The sequence below is a fragment of the Methyloradius palustris genome (assembly GCF_019703875.1).
Lineage (GTDB): Bacteria > Pseudomonadota > Gammaproteobacteria > Burkholderiales > Methylophilaceae > Methyloradius > Methyloradius palustris.
This window is the reverse complement of the sequence record NZ_AP024110.1, coordinates 2,382,711-2,398,762: the sequence shown is the minus strand read 5'-3', so window position 1 is coordinate 2,398,762 and position 16,052 is coordinate 2,382,711. Positions and strand designations below refer to the sequence as shown.

19 protein-coding genes are annotated in these 16,052 nt (G+C 45.1%); 7 read left to right on the top strand and 12 right to left on the bottom strand.

Annotation, left to right across the window (positions count from 1 at the left end; all coding sequences use genetic code 11):
• Positions 1-84: 84 nt before the first annotated feature.
• On the bottom strand, positions 85-1,002 hold the full coding sequence (locus ZMTM_RS11525) for a quinoprotein relay system zinc metallohydrolase 2 (RefSeq protein ID WP_221763985.1): 918 nt from the start codon (positions 1,000-1,002) through the stop codon (positions 85-87).
• Positions 1,003-1,251: 249 nt separating this feature from the next.
• Here ZMTM_RS11525 and ZMTM_RS11520 point away from each other — a divergent pair, with 249 nt between their 5' ends.
• Positions 1,252-1,854 carry a cytochrome b gene (locus tag ZMTM_RS11520; RefSeq protein ID WP_221763984.1) on the top strand — a complete coding sequence of 201 codons (603 nt, stop codon included), beginning with the start codon at positions 1,252-1,254 and terminating at the stop codon, positions 1,852-1,854.
• Positions 1,855-1,896: 42 nt separating this feature from the next.
• On the opposite strand, the gene ZMTM_RS11515 is transcribed toward ZMTM_RS11520, so the two are convergent.
• Complete coding sequence (locus ZMTM_RS11515) at positions 1,897-2,256, bottom strand: HU family DNA-binding protein (protein ID WP_221763983.1); 360 nt, start codon at positions 2,254-2,256, stop codon at positions 1,897-1,899.
• A gap of 53 nt (positions 2,257-2,309) precedes the next feature.
• Positions 2,310-2,981: a hypothetical protein gene (locus tag ZMTM_RS11510; RefSeq protein ID WP_221763982.1), complete on the bottom strand. Its 672-nt coding sequence runs from the start codon at positions 2,979-2,981 to the stop codon at positions 2,310-2,312.
• Positions 2,982-3,072: 91 nt separating this feature from the next.
• Between ZMTM_RS11510 and ZMTM_RS11505 the strand changes: the two genes are divergently transcribed.
• Complete coding sequence (locus ZMTM_RS11505; protein WP_221763981.1) at positions 3,073-3,309, top strand: helix-turn-helix domain-containing protein; 237 nt, start codon at positions 3,073-3,075, stop codon at positions 3,307-3,309.
• 28 nt (positions 3,310-3,337) lie between these two features.
• Positions 3,338-3,622, top strand: coding sequence for a hypothetical protein (locus ZMTM_RS11500; RefSeq protein WP_221763980.1), 285 nt, complete (start codon positions 3,338-3,340; stop codon positions 3,620-3,622).
• Positions 3,623-3,806: 184 nt separating this feature from the next.
• Here ZMTM_RS11500 and ZMTM_RS11495 read toward each other — a convergent pair whose 3' ends face one another.
• The 3 genes from ZMTM_RS11495 to ZMTM_RS11485 form a co-directional block, all read right to left on the bottom strand.
• Entirely contained in the window at positions 3,807-4,628 is an 822-nt protein-coding gene (locus ZMTM_RS11495; protein WP_225907027.1) for a pirin family protein, read from the bottom strand.
• Positions 4,629-4,798: 170 nt separating this feature from the next.
• Positions 4,799-5,668 (bottom strand): SDR family oxidoreductase, encoded by an 870-nt coding sequence (locus ZMTM_RS11490; protein ID WP_221763978.1) that lies wholly within the window; start codon positions 5,666-5,668, stop codon positions 4,799-4,801.
• 34 nt (positions 5,669-5,702) lie between these two features.
• Positions 5,703-6,644, bottom strand: a complete 942-nt coding sequence (locus ZMTM_RS11485; protein WP_221763977.1) for an NADP-dependent oxidoreductase — start codon at positions 6,642-6,644, stop codon at positions 5,703-5,705.
• Between the two features lie 105 nt (positions 6,645-6,749).
• Between ZMTM_RS11485 and ZMTM_RS11480 the strand changes: the two genes are divergently transcribed.
• The 3 genes from ZMTM_RS11480 to ZMTM_RS11470 all read left to right on the top strand — a co-directional run bounded on the left by ZMTM_RS11480 (position 6,750) and on the right by ZMTM_RS11470 (position 10,936).
• A complete protein-coding gene (locus ZMTM_RS11480) occupies positions 6,750-7,625 on the top strand; it encodes a LysR family transcriptional regulator (RefSeq protein WP_221763976.1) in 876 nt (291 codons plus the stop codon).
• A 390-nt stretch (positions 7,626-8,015) separates the two neighbouring features.
• The gene (locus ZMTM_RS11475; RefSeq protein WP_221763975.1) at positions 8,016-10,577 is read left to right on the top strand and encodes a methyl-accepting chemotaxis protein; all 2,562 of its coding nucleotides are present in this window, start codon (positions 8,016-8,018) and stop codon (positions 10,575-10,577) included.
• Between the two features lie 32 nt (positions 10,578-10,609).
• Positions 10,610-10,936, top strand: coding sequence for a hypothetical protein (locus ZMTM_RS11470; RefSeq protein ID WP_221763974.1), 327 nt, complete (start codon positions 10,610-10,612; stop codon positions 10,934-10,936).
• A 62-nt stretch (positions 10,937-10,998) separates the two neighbouring features.
• Here the strand turns inward: ZMTM_RS11470 and ZMTM_RS11465 are convergent, their stop codons facing one another.
• Entirely contained in the window at positions 10,999-11,172 is a 174-nt protein-coding gene (locus ZMTM_RS11465; RefSeq protein WP_225907026.1) for a DUF2798 domain-containing protein, read from the bottom strand.
• 421 nt (positions 11,173-11,593) lie between these two features.
• On the opposite strand from ZMTM_RS11465, the gene ZMTM_RS11460 reads away from it, so the two are divergent.
• Positions 11,594-13,063: a sensor domain-containing diguanylate cyclase gene (locus ZMTM_RS11460; protein ID WP_221763973.1), complete on the top strand. Its 1,470-nt coding sequence runs from the start codon at positions 11,594-11,596 to the stop codon at positions 13,061-13,063.
• Positions 13,064-13,141: 78 nt separating this feature from the next.
• Here ZMTM_RS11460 and ZMTM_RS11455 read toward each other — a convergent pair whose 3' ends face one another.
• From ZMTM_RS11455 to ZMTM_RS11435, 5 genes are all read right to left on the bottom strand, one after another.
• Positions 13,142-13,480 (bottom strand): hypothetical protein, encoded by a 339-nt coding sequence (locus tag ZMTM_RS11455; RefSeq protein ID WP_221763972.1) that lies wholly within the window; start codon positions 13,478-13,480, stop codon positions 13,142-13,144.
• 69 nt (positions 13,481-13,549) lie between these two features.
• Positions 13,550-13,981: a VOC family protein gene (locus tag ZMTM_RS11450; protein WP_221763971.1), complete on the bottom strand. Its 432-nt coding sequence runs from the start codon at positions 13,979-13,981 to the stop codon at positions 13,550-13,552.
• Between the two features lie 36 nt (positions 13,982-14,017).
• Positions 14,018-14,434 (bottom strand): hypothetical protein, encoded by a 417-nt coding sequence (locus tag ZMTM_RS11445; RefSeq protein WP_221763970.1) that lies wholly within the window; start codon positions 14,432-14,434, stop codon positions 14,018-14,020.
• Between the two features lie 57 nt (positions 14,435-14,491).
• Positions 14,492-14,815, bottom strand: a complete 324-nt coding sequence (locus ZMTM_RS11440) for a hypothetical protein (protein WP_221763969.1) — start codon at positions 14,813-14,815, stop codon at positions 14,492-14,494.
• Between the two features lie 419 nt (positions 14,816-15,234).
• Positions 15,235-16,038 (bottom strand): quinoprotein dehydrogenase-associated SoxYZ-like carrier, encoded by an 804-nt coding sequence (locus tag ZMTM_RS11435; RefSeq protein ID WP_221765706.1) that lies wholly within the window; start codon positions 16,036-16,038, stop codon positions 15,235-15,237.
• Positions 16,039-16,052 lie beyond the last annotated feature (14 nt).

The following is a 16,052-nucleotide window of genomic DNA, read 5'->3' as shown; positions in this document are numbered from 1 at the left end:
CAAGCTTTTAAGGCAGTTCAGGCTTGTCTGGGCTTTGTCTGAGGCCCGTTTGGCATTCTATCAACCTGCAGTTTTGAGCTGCAGTTACTCCCACTCCAGCGCGGGGTAGAGATTGTTTACGTTACGGCGATTGACGATATCAAATAGCACCCAATTGTTTTTCTCTGATGCTGCAGCGGTATCCATCGTTTTCTCCATCACTTCACCTTTTTTAATGCTGGCGCGAATATCTGTGAGTAAAGTTTCAAGGTAATGCTGCTCTTTACCAAAGGCTGCTTGCGCGTCTTTTGTGGGCGTGCCATGGCCTGGAACTACCTCGCTCACTTTCAGTTGCTTTAGCTGGTCTATGACAGTCAGCCAGCCTTTAATATCACCATCTACCGAAGGGGTGCGTTCAATAAACAATAAATCGCCGGTCCATAAGGTATTCGTCTTGCTGTCTAGTACCGTGATGTCAGTGTTGGTATGTGCTTTTGGGTAAGCCGTGAGTATGAGTTTTCTATCGCCAATATCCAGGGTTAATGTGTCTTGCACTGCTAGTGTGGGTTTGACGATCTCGCTGCCCGCAAATGCGTCACCCATCCAAGTTTGGTTCATACGCATATAGGCATCTGCTCGCAGCGTCATCGCATCAGCCAGTTTTGCATGACCAACAAATACGGGTTTATCAGCCACAAATGCCGCATTGCCAAAAATATGGTCAGGGTGAACGTGGGTATTAATGACATAGAGGATGGGCAGCGGCGTAATTTTTCTGATGGCATCATGCAATGCTTGGCCAGTTTTAAAGCTGCCGCCTGTGTCAATCACAGCCACACCTTTGCTACCGATTACAAAGCTGATATTGCAAATATCGCCGTGATAGCCTTCTGACAAATCTTCATGCACGCCTTGATGTACATACAGGCCATCAGCCACTTTCGTTACTGATAGCGGCTCAGCTTGAGCAGTTAGTGCCGCTATTGCAAAACAGGCACAAAGCCAGCGATTGATTAACTGCATGTGATACTCCTCATAAGCTTATAGTGATAATTCAACATCTGACGTGTTATGAATCATTATGACAGCATGCGAATTAAGCATGTTCAATCAATGAGCTTATTCTGGCCTGAAATAATGGTTATGAACTTGGTCATTTAATAAACGTCTTATGATTAATATGGCTCAAAAGACTTGCCCCAGATGGGCAATGGCTTCAAAATCCAAGTCTGAATTTAGTCACTCATATCATCTTTCAAACAAGGCAATAAAATGGCTATTACAAGTACGCATTACACCAAAACCGCTGTGGTTCTGCATTGGTTGATTGGCGCTGGTATCATATTTATGTTGGCGCTCGGCTGGTATATGTGTGACTTGCCAAAAGAGGCGGCTAAAACTGCTGTATTCGATTTATTTGATCTCGGCCTCTATCACTTGCAACTTGCAGAAGCTGTCTCGCCGCGTACTTTTTATTTCAATTTGCATAAATCCATCGGTGTGACGGTACTTGCGTTAATCGCCTTGCGCATTTTATGGCGCATTACCCATCAGCCACCAGCGATGATTCAAACCTACAAGCCATGGGAGAAAAAGCTTGCTAATGCCACGCACCATACGCTTTATTTGCTGATGATCGCGATGCCACTCAGCGGCCTCATTATGGCGGCATACAGTAAATACGGTGTTAAATGGTTTGGCATCAAACTCATTGCTGGCCTGGATGATAATGCCAAGCGCGAGATATTCGTAGAGATACATGAGTTCTTGGCGCTGGTGTTTGCAGTGGTCATTGTTTTACATGTGTTGGGCGCGCTGAAGCATAAACTCATTGATAAAGATGACACATTAAAGCGTATGTCTCTATTGAAATAATCGATCAAATCATCCAATCAAAAAGGCGCTCAAGGCGCCTTTTTAATTGGATGCGTTATGTGGTAGCTGATGCCCAAGATATTTAAAATCAGTCACGGCAGCGAGGCGGATTATTTCTTCTTCAAGTTGATTCAGCGTGTGTAGCAATTCTTTTGAGCATTTGAAGTGAGCTGCTGCTTTAGCGGAAACCTCGACGCGCTGTCCAGTTTTTGGATTGCGGCCAACCCGAGGATTTCTGGTGTGCCGGGAGAAACTGCCAAAACCCCGGATTTCGGTACGGTTGCCCGTGACCAGGCTATCCCCAATACTATTAAGGATGACCTCGACGCTAAGCTTGATGTCTACTTGGGTGAGTCTGGGGAATTTATTGGAGAGTTGGAGGATTAGTTCTGCTTTTGTCATCAATCAATATTAACAAAGCCGTCGTTTTGCCTCAATACGGAGAAAGTCTGACGTCAACTTTCCAAGGCTGGAAAGAAGCGAGGTGGAGAAGATACAGCAAGATCTTTTGAGTTGATGGCTTTGGTCAGCAACTGAATCCAGGCGTTAGCTTTTTGAAGCGGCATATGAATAAATATTTGGTGGTTATCCAGTTGATTAGTGGTGACTGTCAGGCCAGTATGGAACGCCTGTTTTCTTACTTCCTGTTGATTCTTCATCTCCGCTTGTATCCCGGTGTTAACGCCAAATCCAGTATATTCGAGACGACCAGGTTGGGATGATTGCCATCCCTTGATTTCGTTAAATGGCACTAATTTGTAAGTTAGGTCCTTGACGGATTTGGCCTTTACAAAACAAAAGGTTTGATTCTTGACGTCTACCGCCAGCCCCCCGCCTCCGCCATAGTAAAAATAGTCAACATTTTGTAGTTGTTCAAAGATCAGTTGGTGAGCTCTTAACATCACAGTATTAACGTTATCAACTGAGGATTTGCTGATCAAATAGATACCCCATAGTGGCGCAATAATGAAGATTGCGACACCAACTAAAGGAAGCGTCAAGCCGCCTATAAATATTCCAGCTATGGCCGATAGAATGTACAAAGGTATGCACCAAGTCACACCATTCCTGAGCATAGAATGAAAAAAGACTTTTGATGGTAGTTGCTCGATTCTTGGTTGACTCATAGCTGGAGTTTGACTTTTATAAATTATTCGATTTTGGGATTATTCAATAATCGGATTATTTGTACAAGACCTAATATTTTTGAGGTCTTGTATGAAAGCAACACATACACCTGGTTATCAGTGGCTATTGGATGAACTAATTGCCAAAAGAAAAGCATTAGGGCTAACCCAAACGGATTTGGGAGCAACTCTAGGCCGACCCCAGTCCTACATTGCGAAACTAGAGAGCGGCGAAAAGCAGTTGGATTTAATGGAGTTCCTTTCACTCGCGGAGGCCTTGAAGCTTGATGCTGTCAGCTATGTTGGTAAACTGATAGAAAAGTTGTAATCAGTATTCTTGAGTCAAAGGATAAATCATGCTCAACTACAGCGAAAAATTAGCGCTCAATGCCATTCTGGAAGCTGCAATCATCGATAGTGAAGACGATGATGGGGATCCGGTATTTCATGAAGTGCTTGCTGAGGATGTGAACACTTTTGAAGACAAACGCCTCCAGGCAGATGTTTATGACGATTTGGCCCAAAATGGTTTGATAGCCTGTAGTGGTACGCAAGACGAAAACGGTAACGAGGTATTAGAGTTTGTCTGTATTACCCCAAAGGGACTCGAAGAATTGAAATCCTCAAGTGGGGTGCATTGATGTTTTCAAAAACATCTTCCAGTTATTAGTCTCAATATCCACCCAATTTATTGGATAGCTAATAGCCGCTTTCGGCCAATAGCTGCCATTTAACTTTAAGCAATTTTCTATAATGGATCGAATGGAGTCTCTTGGTATGACCAAAGACCAAATCTATTTTTAAAGTGATTGGAGAATCTACACTTCAAATCTTACCTTGCGATTTCAGCTTCTTGCCTACCATTTGAATACCTTCTTCACCTATTCTCAAGGCTTCCTTGGTCGTATGGACTGAATAATAGCCAGTCACTAATGGATGCGGATGCTTCACTGCTGAGCCCAACACAAAGTTAACTTCGCCATGCGCTTGCAGGGTCAATGGAGCGGATCCTGAATCAAAGACTGCGACTTCATTTGATAGTGTTTCGCCAGAAACACTCATACTGCCTTGGTCTATGGCTAACCAAAGAACATCATGATTCGCGGGCGGATCGAATGTCCAGAGCTCACCATCAGCAAGTCGGACATGCAAGTAAATCATTGGCGATATTTGTGGCAAAGGACTTATAGCATCAAGGTATTCACCAATAATGACTCTAACGGGACCGACGGCAGGTATCTTCCCTGGGTCAACATAAATACTCTCAGGTAGCGTGTTTTCAAGTGCCTCAGGGAGTGCTAACCAAAGTTGGTATCCGTGGATACGCCCTGAGATATCTGCAACCGGGCTTGCCGTGTGCCATACTCCGCCGCCAGCTTGCATCCACTCTACAGCTCCTGCTCCTAACACACCTTCCTTACCAGTCGAGTCTTCGTACCCAGCATTCCCTTCAAAAATAGTAGTCACGGTCACGATGCCCGAATGTGGATGCCAACCAAATGCCATTGCCTGGCTTGCATCCACATTAATGCTATCCAAAAAGATAAAAGGCTTGATGAGTTCACCTAAATCTCCAGGACTAACTAGCCGTGTTATTGGTCCGTGGCTGTGGCCATGAGTCCGATGGATAATTCTACGTTCGTTCAATGTATCTGCTTTCTCTGCTAAGTTTTGCATGTCTATCACTCCATATTTAGCGGTAGTTTATAGATATAGCCATAAATAAAACCAATAATTTGTTTAAAAGTATTGACGAAGATTAAACCGAAAACCACGCCTAGGATGATCTATGGCGTGGTGTTCAAATTCGCTAATCGTTAGGCTGATGTCGCGATTTCCGAGACAAAGTCGCGATAGCTGCGAAGTGGGCGTCCTAGCAGTGCGGTCAAGCGGTCAACATCGCCGGCTTCAGGTACCATTCCTTCCGATACAAAACGTTCGCTCATCAGACGCATGTCGAATGCCATCCAGCTGGGCATGAATTGTCTAAGATTCTTTTCAAACCCAGCAGTATCTTCACCAGGATAGGCAATTGGACGACCCAGGGCTGCTGTCCAGATGGCAGCGATATCAGTGCCGGTCAGCGTGTCGGGGCCGACAATGTTGATTCGATTGAGCGGAAGTGGGGTCGTAGCCTGTTCACGACGAATGAGTTCAATAGCAGCGACTTCGGCAATATCGCGTACATCGACCATTGCAAGCCCCTTACTGCCGATAGGCATAGGATATATTCCATATCCAGTCACCACGTCCTTAATCGTCAGATCGTTATTAATGAAGTAAGCGGGACGCAAGATGGTAGCGTTAATCCCCATCTCCTCAATCATCCGCTCAACCCCGAACTTGCCTGCGAAATGCGGTACATTCAGATAGCGGTCGCTATGAATGACCGACAGGTACACGATCCGCTCAATACCAGCTTCACGGGCGACATTGAGTGCAATCAGTGCTTGGGTGAATTCGTCGGGCACCACGGCATTGAGCAGGAATAGTGTTGAAACGCCTGAGAATGCACTACGCAACGAGTCGACGTCGAGCAAGTCACCTTGTACGACATCGACAGCTGCAGGGAAATTGGCCTTAGAAGAATCGCGAACGAGCGCACGTATATTAGCGCCGCGCTTAAGGAGCTGTTCAACAACTTGACGGCCAACAGTGCCGGTAGATCCTGTAACGAGTATGGTCATGATATTAATCCTTAGGTGATGGTTGAATTGTTTGTTAAATGATCGAGTCAGAAAACGTCACTACAGTTTTGCCGAGTTGGGGCTGAGTGCGATGGCGTTCAATCGCTGCAGGTAAATCGTCAAAACGCTCGACAACGGTGACTTTCGATTGCAAGCGACCGTTTGCTACATCTTCGGCGATGGCTTGAAGTCGAGCAGTATCTGGTGCGTTCTGGTACCAGAGGCCGCGACGTCCTGCGGGAGTACTCGCCACAATGTTAGGAGATGCGGCACTGACGATGGCACCAGGTTCGGAGAGCACAGTCCAAGAGTGATTCAGCACATCACCACCGGCATAGTCGAGCACAAGGTCAATGTCGCTGACCAAGTTTTCGAATTGCTCTTTGTCATAGGCGATAACGTGATCGGCACCAAGGCTGCGGACATAGTCAGCATGGCTCTCCAATGCCGTGGCATAGACCACGGCACCTGCCTGATGGGCGAACTGCACAGCAAACCCGCCAAGTCCGCCAGCTGCACCCTGGATCAAAATGCGCTGCCCAGAACGGATGGGGCCGGCTAGATGCAGCCTTTTCCATGCAGCCACTGAGGCCAAAGGCAAGGCGGCTGCTTCTACAAAGTTCAACGCGTCAGGTATCGGACTAAGGTTGGCCTCGTTCACCGCGACTAACTCAGCATAGGCACCCAATCCGCCGATTGGCCCCATGACACGATCGCCTTTGCTAAGACGGGTAATGCCTGCGCCTACCTCTTCGACGACTCCAGCCAGTTCAACGCCCAGGATAGTAGGAAGCTGCAGAGGAAAAACCTCGCGAAGATATCCATTTCTGATTTTCCAGTCCAATCCATTGACGCCAGCAGCGTGAACGCGAACGAGTACTTGACCAACACCTGCCACTGGAGACTCTACTGACGAAATCTTGAGGGTATTGATGCCTCCATATTCGGTAAGTAATAACGCTTGAATGTTCTTCATAAAACACCTTTGAGGTAATTTAATCTAGGTGCAAACAATAATCCGTTTCAAAATACTATGGAAGACTATAAAATATAGACACTCCGTTTCATAAATGAGACAAATATGGATCTAAGCGCATTGGAGGATTTTCAACTAGTTGCCACTCATGGCGGCTTTGGTAAGGCCAGCCGTGCTAGTGGCCGGTCTAAGGCAACACTATCGCGGCGCATTGCAGATATGGAAGAGTCGCTAGGTATTCGACTTATCGAGCGAGGTAACCAGCGTCTGGAGTTAACAGAGGCCGGCCAACTGCTGCTAGGCCGAATTGAAGGCCCAATGCACGAAGTCGCGGAAGCAGTAGCATCGGCACGGGATAGTCTGGCAACACCGCGAGGCCGGCTGCGTATCACAGCGCCGATTTTGTTTTCGCAGATGGCATTCGGGCGAATTGCAGCAGAGTTCTTGGCGATCTATCCAGAAGTGCAAATCGAAGCTGTAGCAGAGGATCGTGTCGTCAATCTTATTGACGAGCATTTCGATGTCACGATCCGTATAAATCCATCTAAAGATAGTGAATTGGTGGGAAGGTGTTTTGCCAAAGACAGACTTATGCTTGTTTCAGCCCCATCATTTCAAATGCCGATGGGGCAATCCGAGAAACCTGTACAGGTTTCGGCAGTGGTGATGCCTAGCTATCGTGAGGGAGATGTGTGGTCAGTCAACCATGGTCAGTTTACCATTGAGCCTAAACCTGTTCTACGTCTTTCTTCGTTCCTCATGGTTCGCGATGCCATCGCTGCTGGTGCAGGAGCGGCAATGTTACCGAGATCTATCATCGGAAGTCTGCTTGAAAAAGGAACCCTAGTGTCGTGGGGTATTGCTGACCAAGAAGCCGAACTTTGGGTTCTGCACACTTCTCGCAGACTACAGAGTCCTAAAGTGAGTGCTTTCGTAGAATTCATGTGCAAGCAGTATCCAGATGGATTGTTTAGCATCTAATAAATTGAGTTGTAAACCTTCTCCTGCTAGACAAAACAATTGTGTGTAAATGTCTGCTATGGGTCGGTAGTGGACATAAATAAGCAGTCTTTTCATGAATTATAGTAATTTAAATATTTTATGGTTTTGCTATAACACTGTCGGAATTAAATCTAATTGCTCATAGCAGCGATACAGATAGAGGTAGAAGTTTCTGCAGATTGTCTAGTCTGCGGACATTAAGCAGATACAAAGTCATTGAATATTATTAACAAAGTTTTACATATTTTTTGAACTAGATTATTGAATTTGCTGCAATAATCTTCTGAAACAACCATAAATTTAACGCAATAAAATTGCGTTAAAGCAATAGCTTGAAAAATAAGACGTTTTTCTATAAGGAGCAATTTGATGTTCGGCGGGTTAAACAAAGTTTTTGGTTCTGCTAAATCGACAAAAATATCTAATGAGGAATTGGCCAATCTAAGAGGTCAGGTCTCCGCCATCAGTAAGTCTCAAGGCGTCATTGAATTTACCATGGAAGGCAATGTCATTACAGCCAATGACACCTTTCTCAACATCCTGGGATACTCACTCTCCGAAGTCAAAGGCCAGCCTCACAGTCAGTTCATAGAGCCAAGCTACCGTAGCAGCAACGAATATCAGCAATTCTGGCAAAAACTCAATCACGGTGAATTCGATACAGGTGTCTATAAGCGTATTGGTAAAGATGATCGTGAAGTTTGGATACAAGCCAGTTATAACCCGATCTTTGATTTACATGGCAAGCCATTCAAGATTGTGAAATATGCCACTGATGTAACAGCCGGACGCATCAAAAACTCAGATTATGAAAGTCAAATAGCCGCAATCGGTAAATCGCAAGGTGTCATTGAGTTCACTATGGAAGGCCATGTAATACAAGCCAACGATACGTTCCTCAATCTATTGGGCTATAGCTCAGAAGAAACCAAGGGCGAGCACCATAGCAAGTTTGTTGATCCGATATATCGCAGCACCGCTGAGTACAAACAATTCTGGGAGAAACTCAACCGTGGCGAATACGATGCTGGCATCTACAAACGCATAGGCAAAGGTGGACGCGAAGTCTGGATTCAGGCCAGCTACAACCCGATCTTCGATTTGAATGGCAAGCCATTCAAAGTGGTGAAATACTCCACGGATGTAACAGCTGAGCGCATTAAGAATGCAGATTACGAAGGCCAGATTGCTGCTATCGGTAAATCGCAAGGTGTCATCGAATTTACCATGGATGGTAATGTTATCTGTGCCAATGATACCTTCCTGAATGTATTGGGCTATACGGCCGAAGAAGCTCAAGGCCAGCATCACAGCAAGTTTGTAGAGCCGACTTATTGTACTAGTACCGAATACAAACAGTTCTGGGAGAAGCTTAATCGCGGCGAATATGATGCTGGTATCTACAAACGCATAGGCAAAGGTGGCCACGAAGTCTGGATTCAGGCCAGCTACAACCCGATCTTCGATTTGAATGGCAAACCGTATAAGGTAGTTAAGTATGCTACCGATGTTACCAAAGAGCGTCTTAGGAATGCAGATTTCGAAGGCCAGATTGCGGCCATTAGTAAATCCCAAGGCGTGATTGAATTCTCGATGGATGGCAAAGTCCTCACATCGAACGACGCATTCCTAAATATTCTCGGCTATTCCCTAGCCGAAGCTCAAGGCCAGCACCACAGCACATTTGTCGAGCCAGCACATCGCACTACTACTGAATATAAACAATTCTGGGAAAAACTGAATCGTGGTGAATATGATGCTGGGGTCTATAAACGAGTCGGAAAAAGTGGGTGCGAAGTATGGATTCAGGCAAGTTACAACCCTATCTTTGATTTAAATGGCAAACCTTTCAAAGTGGTTAAGTATGCAACCGATGTGACAGCGCAGATCAATGCTTCCAAAGCGCTGGCGGATGCCGTTGCAGAAAGTCAGATTGTCGTTAGTGCTGCTAAAAGTAATGACCTGACTAAGCGTATCCCACTCAATGGTAAGACTGGGGAGATTGCTGGTTTATGTGAAGGCATTAACTCCCTTATTGAAAATATGTCAGAAGTGATTACGCAAATCAAAGAAGCCAGTGGAACAATCACAGGCGCAGCAAGCGACATTTCGACAGGCAACAACGACTTGTCTCAGAGAACCGAAGAACAGGCCTCTTCCCTTGAAGAAACCGCTGCCAGCATGGAAGAACTAGCTTCTACGGTTAAACGTAATTCGGATAATGCAAAACAGGCAAACCGCCTCGCAGCAGAAGCTTCTGATGTTGCCAACAAGGGTGGGAAGGTTGTGAGTGATGTGGTGACTACGATGTCAGATATCAGCGCAAGCTCTCGCAAGATAGAAGACATCATCAGCGTCATTGATGGCATTGCTTTTCAAACCAATATTCTGGCATTGAATGCAGCAGTCGAGGCGGCAAGGGCTGGAGAGCAAGGTCGTGGATTCGCTGTCGTGGCAGCCGAGGTACGAAACCTAGCCCAACGCTCTGCTGCTGCTGCAAAAGAGATCAAGGATCTAATCTCGGACTCTGTAGCGAAAGTCACAAGTGGCACTCAACTAGTCGAAGAAGCCGGTATTACGATGGGGGAAATTGTGACCTCCGTGGAACGCGTAACCGCAATCATGGGTGATATTGCTGCAGCTTCTTCAGAACAAAGCACGGGGATTGATCAAGTAAATACGGCTGTGACGCAAATGGATCAGGTCACTCAACAAAACGCGGCATTGGTCGAACAAGCGGCAGCCGCTGCTGAATCATTGCTTGAGCAAGCTGAAGTATTAACGGCAAAGGTCAATTTGTTCAGACTGAATAACGATGCGCCTCTATCGACTGATACTAGAAAAAGTAGTATCCGCGTGATTCCAGCGCATTCTGTACAACGCTCAATTCCAAAACTTATCAATGGTGATGACGATTGGGAGCAGTTCTAACCTAGTGAGTTTTTATATTGAGCAGGAATAATATGGATAACAATCTTTATGCCTCTTTAGGTATGGCGATGAATAATGCTGTGCTTCAGAAACTGAGATCAACTGGCGTTGATCTCAGTCCGGCATTTGTTAGACAAAACTTTGTAATCCTTAGCCTGCTTGAGCAACGTGATCATCTTGTACGTTTACTTGGAGACATCCCCCTTGTAAAACATACATTGCAAGCAGATATCAAGGCTGGCCCAGATTATACGAGGCTAATAAAACTGCTTCAAGATGAGTTAGCCCATATTGACCAGCTCATGCATCAGCTAGAACAGAACGTAGCGGAGTTAAAGAATGTGGAATATCCAGAATGATGAGATAAGGGGCACGCTTTAGCGAGTCCCTTATGATTGGTAGATAACCTATTAGTTAAAGATTACCGAGGTTTTACGAGTGCTTGGGTTGTCTTTTTTACTAATGGCAATACCATTAGTAAAGTCGGAAAAGCAATTGCCCATGATAAAGCCCATGCACCCATCCAAATATGGAAAAGATGATTAGTTAATCCGATACTACGTAAAGTACTAATAAACGACACGACGAAAGTCATGATGATCGACAGTATTTAGTGGCATTACGATGCTGGCATATCTTGCTGGGATTTTTTGAAATTTCCGAGAATTGTTGTTTCTTGATGTCATTTTTTACTCCATAAAGTTTACCGGTCAAGCAAGGCGCCAGCCCAAAAGGCAATGCCCGGACAAGTCCGGATCGGTTGGCGCGTTGATTAACGTAAACGCTTACGGCGATATAAATCACAGTTCAATAATAAATTCTTATTTATGCCGATGTCAATCAGCAGTCGTTGTTCTAAATGCATTATCACTTACTAACAATCCTAAAGATTTACTCTCAAAACACGTTAAATATAAAGTGTCTGTGGATATCGCTGGATTTAGTACCTGAAGAATATTATGTATTTCAATAGGGATGCTGGATTGGCTTAATCAACTATTGAAGTCAGAATGCAAATGAAGTCGTTTGAACAAGTGCCGCGCCCAGGTTTACTGAGCTATATATTATTACCCTTGGCCTTTTGTTTGAGTGCAAAAGTAAGCCTTGCATTGGCAACTTCGCAGGAGGGAGTGACGATTCTGTGGTTGCCAAATGCTTTCACCTTGGCAACTCTGCTTTACTACCGCGGTCAGCGATATTGGCTTTTTATGCTACTAGTCATGTTGTCTGAAATCGCAGGCGACTTCCCCCGGTTCCCTTGGCATGAATCAATAATTTTAGGAGTCGCTAATATTATTGAAGTCACAATTGCTTATTTAATCATGCGGGAAAGTGGTGTCTCAAGGAAATTGAATGATTTACGTGATGTTGTTCAATTCTCTGTTGCTGGCCCATTAATTGGCTCTCTGTTTGGCGGGCTAATTGGTGCTGCGATAATTAAGTATTTTGATGCAACCACAGACAATTATTTATCCATCGTGCAGGTCTGGTGGTTCGGAGATGCGCTAGGATTAATGATCCTAACGCCTATGCTGCTAGCCTTTTTATATCCAAAAAAACAAATAATTCAGCCTTTTCAGCGTGTCGATTTGATAGTCTTTATCATTTCGGCAGGTTTGGCAGGTTTGATTTTCTCGGCGAGCAATGCAAAAGTATGGGGTGTCTTCATCACACCAACGCTTCTATTGCCTTCAATGTTGTACCTAGCTGCTCGCACGAATCTAAAATGGACAGCTATCGGCATATGTATCGTGTCATTCTCCATTGCCTTATTGATCTCACACGGAGAAAAACCCTTTGGGGATTTACCCATGGCCCTTACTATTTTGCATGAGCAAGAGTTCATTTTTACCCTCAGCATCGCCAGTATGGGACTTGCGACCTTGATGGCCCATATTCGAGATCACAAACATAATCTAGAAATTCGGGTAGCAGAGCGGACAGAAGCGCTAAAAGCCGTAAATCGACAGCTTGAAGAGCTGAGTGCCACAGATAGCCTGACTGGCATTGCAAACCGTCGACGCTTTGATGAGCAATTACAAAGTGAATGGTCGCGCGCAATACGCTCTTCTCAACCGCTATCCCTGGCAATCATTGATATAGACTGGTTCAAGAACTATAACGATCATTATGGTCATCAAGAGGGTGATGAGTGCTTGCGCCGTGTCGCTGGCATTCTATCCTCTGTTATATCTCGGGGTAGTGATTTGCTGGCACGCTACGGAGGAGAGGAGTTCGTTATTATTGCGCCGAATACTGATGCAACTCAGGCATATGCGATAGGGCAGAAAATTTGTGATGCATTTCAGGTTGCTGGGTTGCTACATGCGTTATCTAGTTATGGTTATGTGACAGTGAGTATTGGTGTGGCGTCAATGATTCCAGAAAACACACTAAAACCATCCACATTAGTTAAAGCTGCGGATGAGGCTTTATATATGGCAAAAGGACAAGGGAGAAATCAAGTCGTAGCTGCAGAGTATTGATAGGGGGCACCATTGGCATTTGTGTCACCTAACGTTTGAATTAAGTACCGCCGTTAGGCGTCCCGCTTGAATGATAGGTTAGGCATTACGGTCACTTGAAGCATGAAAGAAAATGCCAAATTTGGCGAGTAGCAAAAATACGCTTGGCCAGAAAAGGGTATTGAGTATGTCGTGTAAACTTGCACCCCAACGCCAATACCCGAGGCTAGCGATGTCATCACGCATATCGAGCAATTCTCCTGTGATGGCTACACAAACAACCACAAGCCATGGGACATAAGAACGAAGTGGCTTGCGTAAAACAATTGCTGCCACAAGAAATACAGCAAGGCCAACATAGATGTGAAGAGCATCTTTAGATAGCCCCGTAGCAGCAACTATAGCTAGCTTGATGGATTGGATAGCGGAAGTTTCCATAGTGCCTAACGTTTGAATTAAGGGGCACGCTTTAGCGTGTCCCGCTTGAATGATGGGTTAGCCCTTAAGTTACCAATTATCATGACGCTCTCTCCGTTCCAGCCTGTAATTGGTTATTTCAAGGCGAATACCATCGGGGTCAGTAAAGTGAGTTGCCCAGTAATCGGGGGCGTACTCAATGTGCAATTTTGGCTGTGATGCTTCTACTCCAGCAGTTCCTAGCTGGGTGGCTATGGTTTTAACGTCAAGTGCAGAATTAACTCGGAAGCACAAATGGTGAAGACCTGAAGCATAAGAGTTGTGGGTGGAATCACTATGCGTAGGGCGAAGAACATAACCAAAATGACGATTAAAGTACTGAATATGTGGGTCACCACCTAATGAAAATTTGTTCTTGCGAAAGTCTAAAATACCCAATAAAACTAGGTCGTAAAATACCTCTGAGCGCTCAAGGTCGCTAACTGCAATATAAATGTGATCGATTCCAATAACTTCGGTCATTGCTTCAATTTCTTATTGAAAGGGCTAACGTTTGAATTAAGGGGCGCCGTTAGGCGTCCCGCTTGAATGATGGGTTAGCCCTGCCAACTCATTACACGCAGCAATATTGGCAGCCACTTTAGGCAAAAATGTGTCTGGCTCGCAAATTGTGCCTGGCGGTGAGATTTTGCATAAACCAGCAATTAAAAAATCACTTACCGCCTCAGTGCATGCAGGGTAAGTATCAAGTGCTAGAGATGACGGCGAATTAAGCCCCCAAGAATTTAAAAAGGTTTGCATTCTTTCAAGGCCGCCACTGAAATAGTTACGATCTTTTGCTGTAACAGCGGCCTCCATTTGAGGAAGCTCTTGCGCCAGAAATGCGCTTGCCGAGGCTGGAAACTCAGAAGTAGGTTGCTGAGCGAAAGCCTGTGATATGAAAAACAAGATGGCAAAAGCTAATGTGGTTTTCATGAGGGCTAACGTTTGAATTAAGGGGCACGCTTTAGCGTGTCCCGCTTGAATGATGGGTTAGGTGTTGTTGCCATAGCCTACGACCCAAGGTTTGTTTTGCAGTGCGGAAATGTCGTTTGATTGGAGTAATTGCCATAGCTCAAGTGCGCTAGTTTTTGAAATTGAGCGCATATGCCAAGGACCCTCGCCTGTTTCAATATTTTCAAAGATTGTTAGACCGTTTTCAAAAACTGAAATAGACCAGCCATCTTCAGTATTTAGCCAGCAATCGGGATGTTCTGCATCTGGTTTATCTAGTTCATTGAGAGCCGCGACTAGCTCTTGATACTCTGGGTTTTGAATACTTTCACCCCAGCGTTTCGTAAGATATGAAGATGACATGTTTTGAAACACCTAACGTTTGAATTAAGAGGCGCGCGTCAGCGCGTCCTGCTTGAATGATGGGTTAGGGAAAACTACAGCCAAACTACCCACCTTTAAGTTTTGACATGGCATAAAACGCCCCTAAACACAGACCGCAAAACGTAAATAAATTGAAGATAGCTACACGCTTAAACTTTGATTTTGCACCCAATGCCCGACCCAATAACAGACCAACAAAAGAGAACGCTACAGTGATTACAAGAAAGGTAATGATTGTAGTTGTGACAAACTCAATTGAGTTGGTGGCTGAGGATGGCAGCATATTTCCCTAACGTAGAGGGAGGATGGGGTTTTGGTCATAGCCCATAGATTATTAAATTTATGGACTAAATTCGAGGGCATCAGCTACCACATAGCGATTGGATGATTAAGGTCCTTTAATTAGTGAGTGTGACCTGATTAGAAAACGCAGTGCCTTCGTTATCTTCTGCTTTCACTTGCAATACGCCTGACGCATCTGGAACGAAGCTAAACCGCAGGTAAGGGTCTTCACTAGTACCAACACCAAAATCCACATTCATCACTGGTTTGTTGTTAAAGGTAAATGCAGCTTTCTGAATATAGAACGCAGGCACATAACCTTGTGATACCAGATCGCGTTGTAAACCAGTACGCATAGGGTGTTTGATAATAAACGTAGTCGGTGTTTCCTGACCAACCTTGATCGGGTTTTCGACCTGCAATTTAATCTTGCCTGCCGTAGCACGAACCGTAGCTTCATCGTTATCCACTGTGCCACCACAGCCGCCAGCGGCGCGTATTGCCACTTTAGACATATACAGCTTGCCATCAGCCGCTTCACCAACCACATGGATGTAAGAGTCGGTTTCCATGCGAATGCGCGTTGAAAGCTCAAACTTACCTAATGCTTCATTCAGGTGATAAGTGGCCGCTAATGGAATTGGGTTGGCATCCACAATCACATACAAGCTTTTAATCGCATTCGCGTCAGACTGTGGTTTATCAATAGAGATAGTCACTGGTACTTGCGCGCCGCTCTCAGCACGCTTAGGTCCAGTAATCTTGATGAAATCCACTTCTTCAATATTACGGTTGGTGAAGAAGGCTTCTTTGACTACAGGCCAAAGCTGGTCTGAAGCCTCAGCCCATGCTGCAGTATTAAACGCCATTATCAACGCTGCTGATGCGCCTATGTTCAATGCCAAGTTTTTGCTAATCATCATTTTCTCCTCAA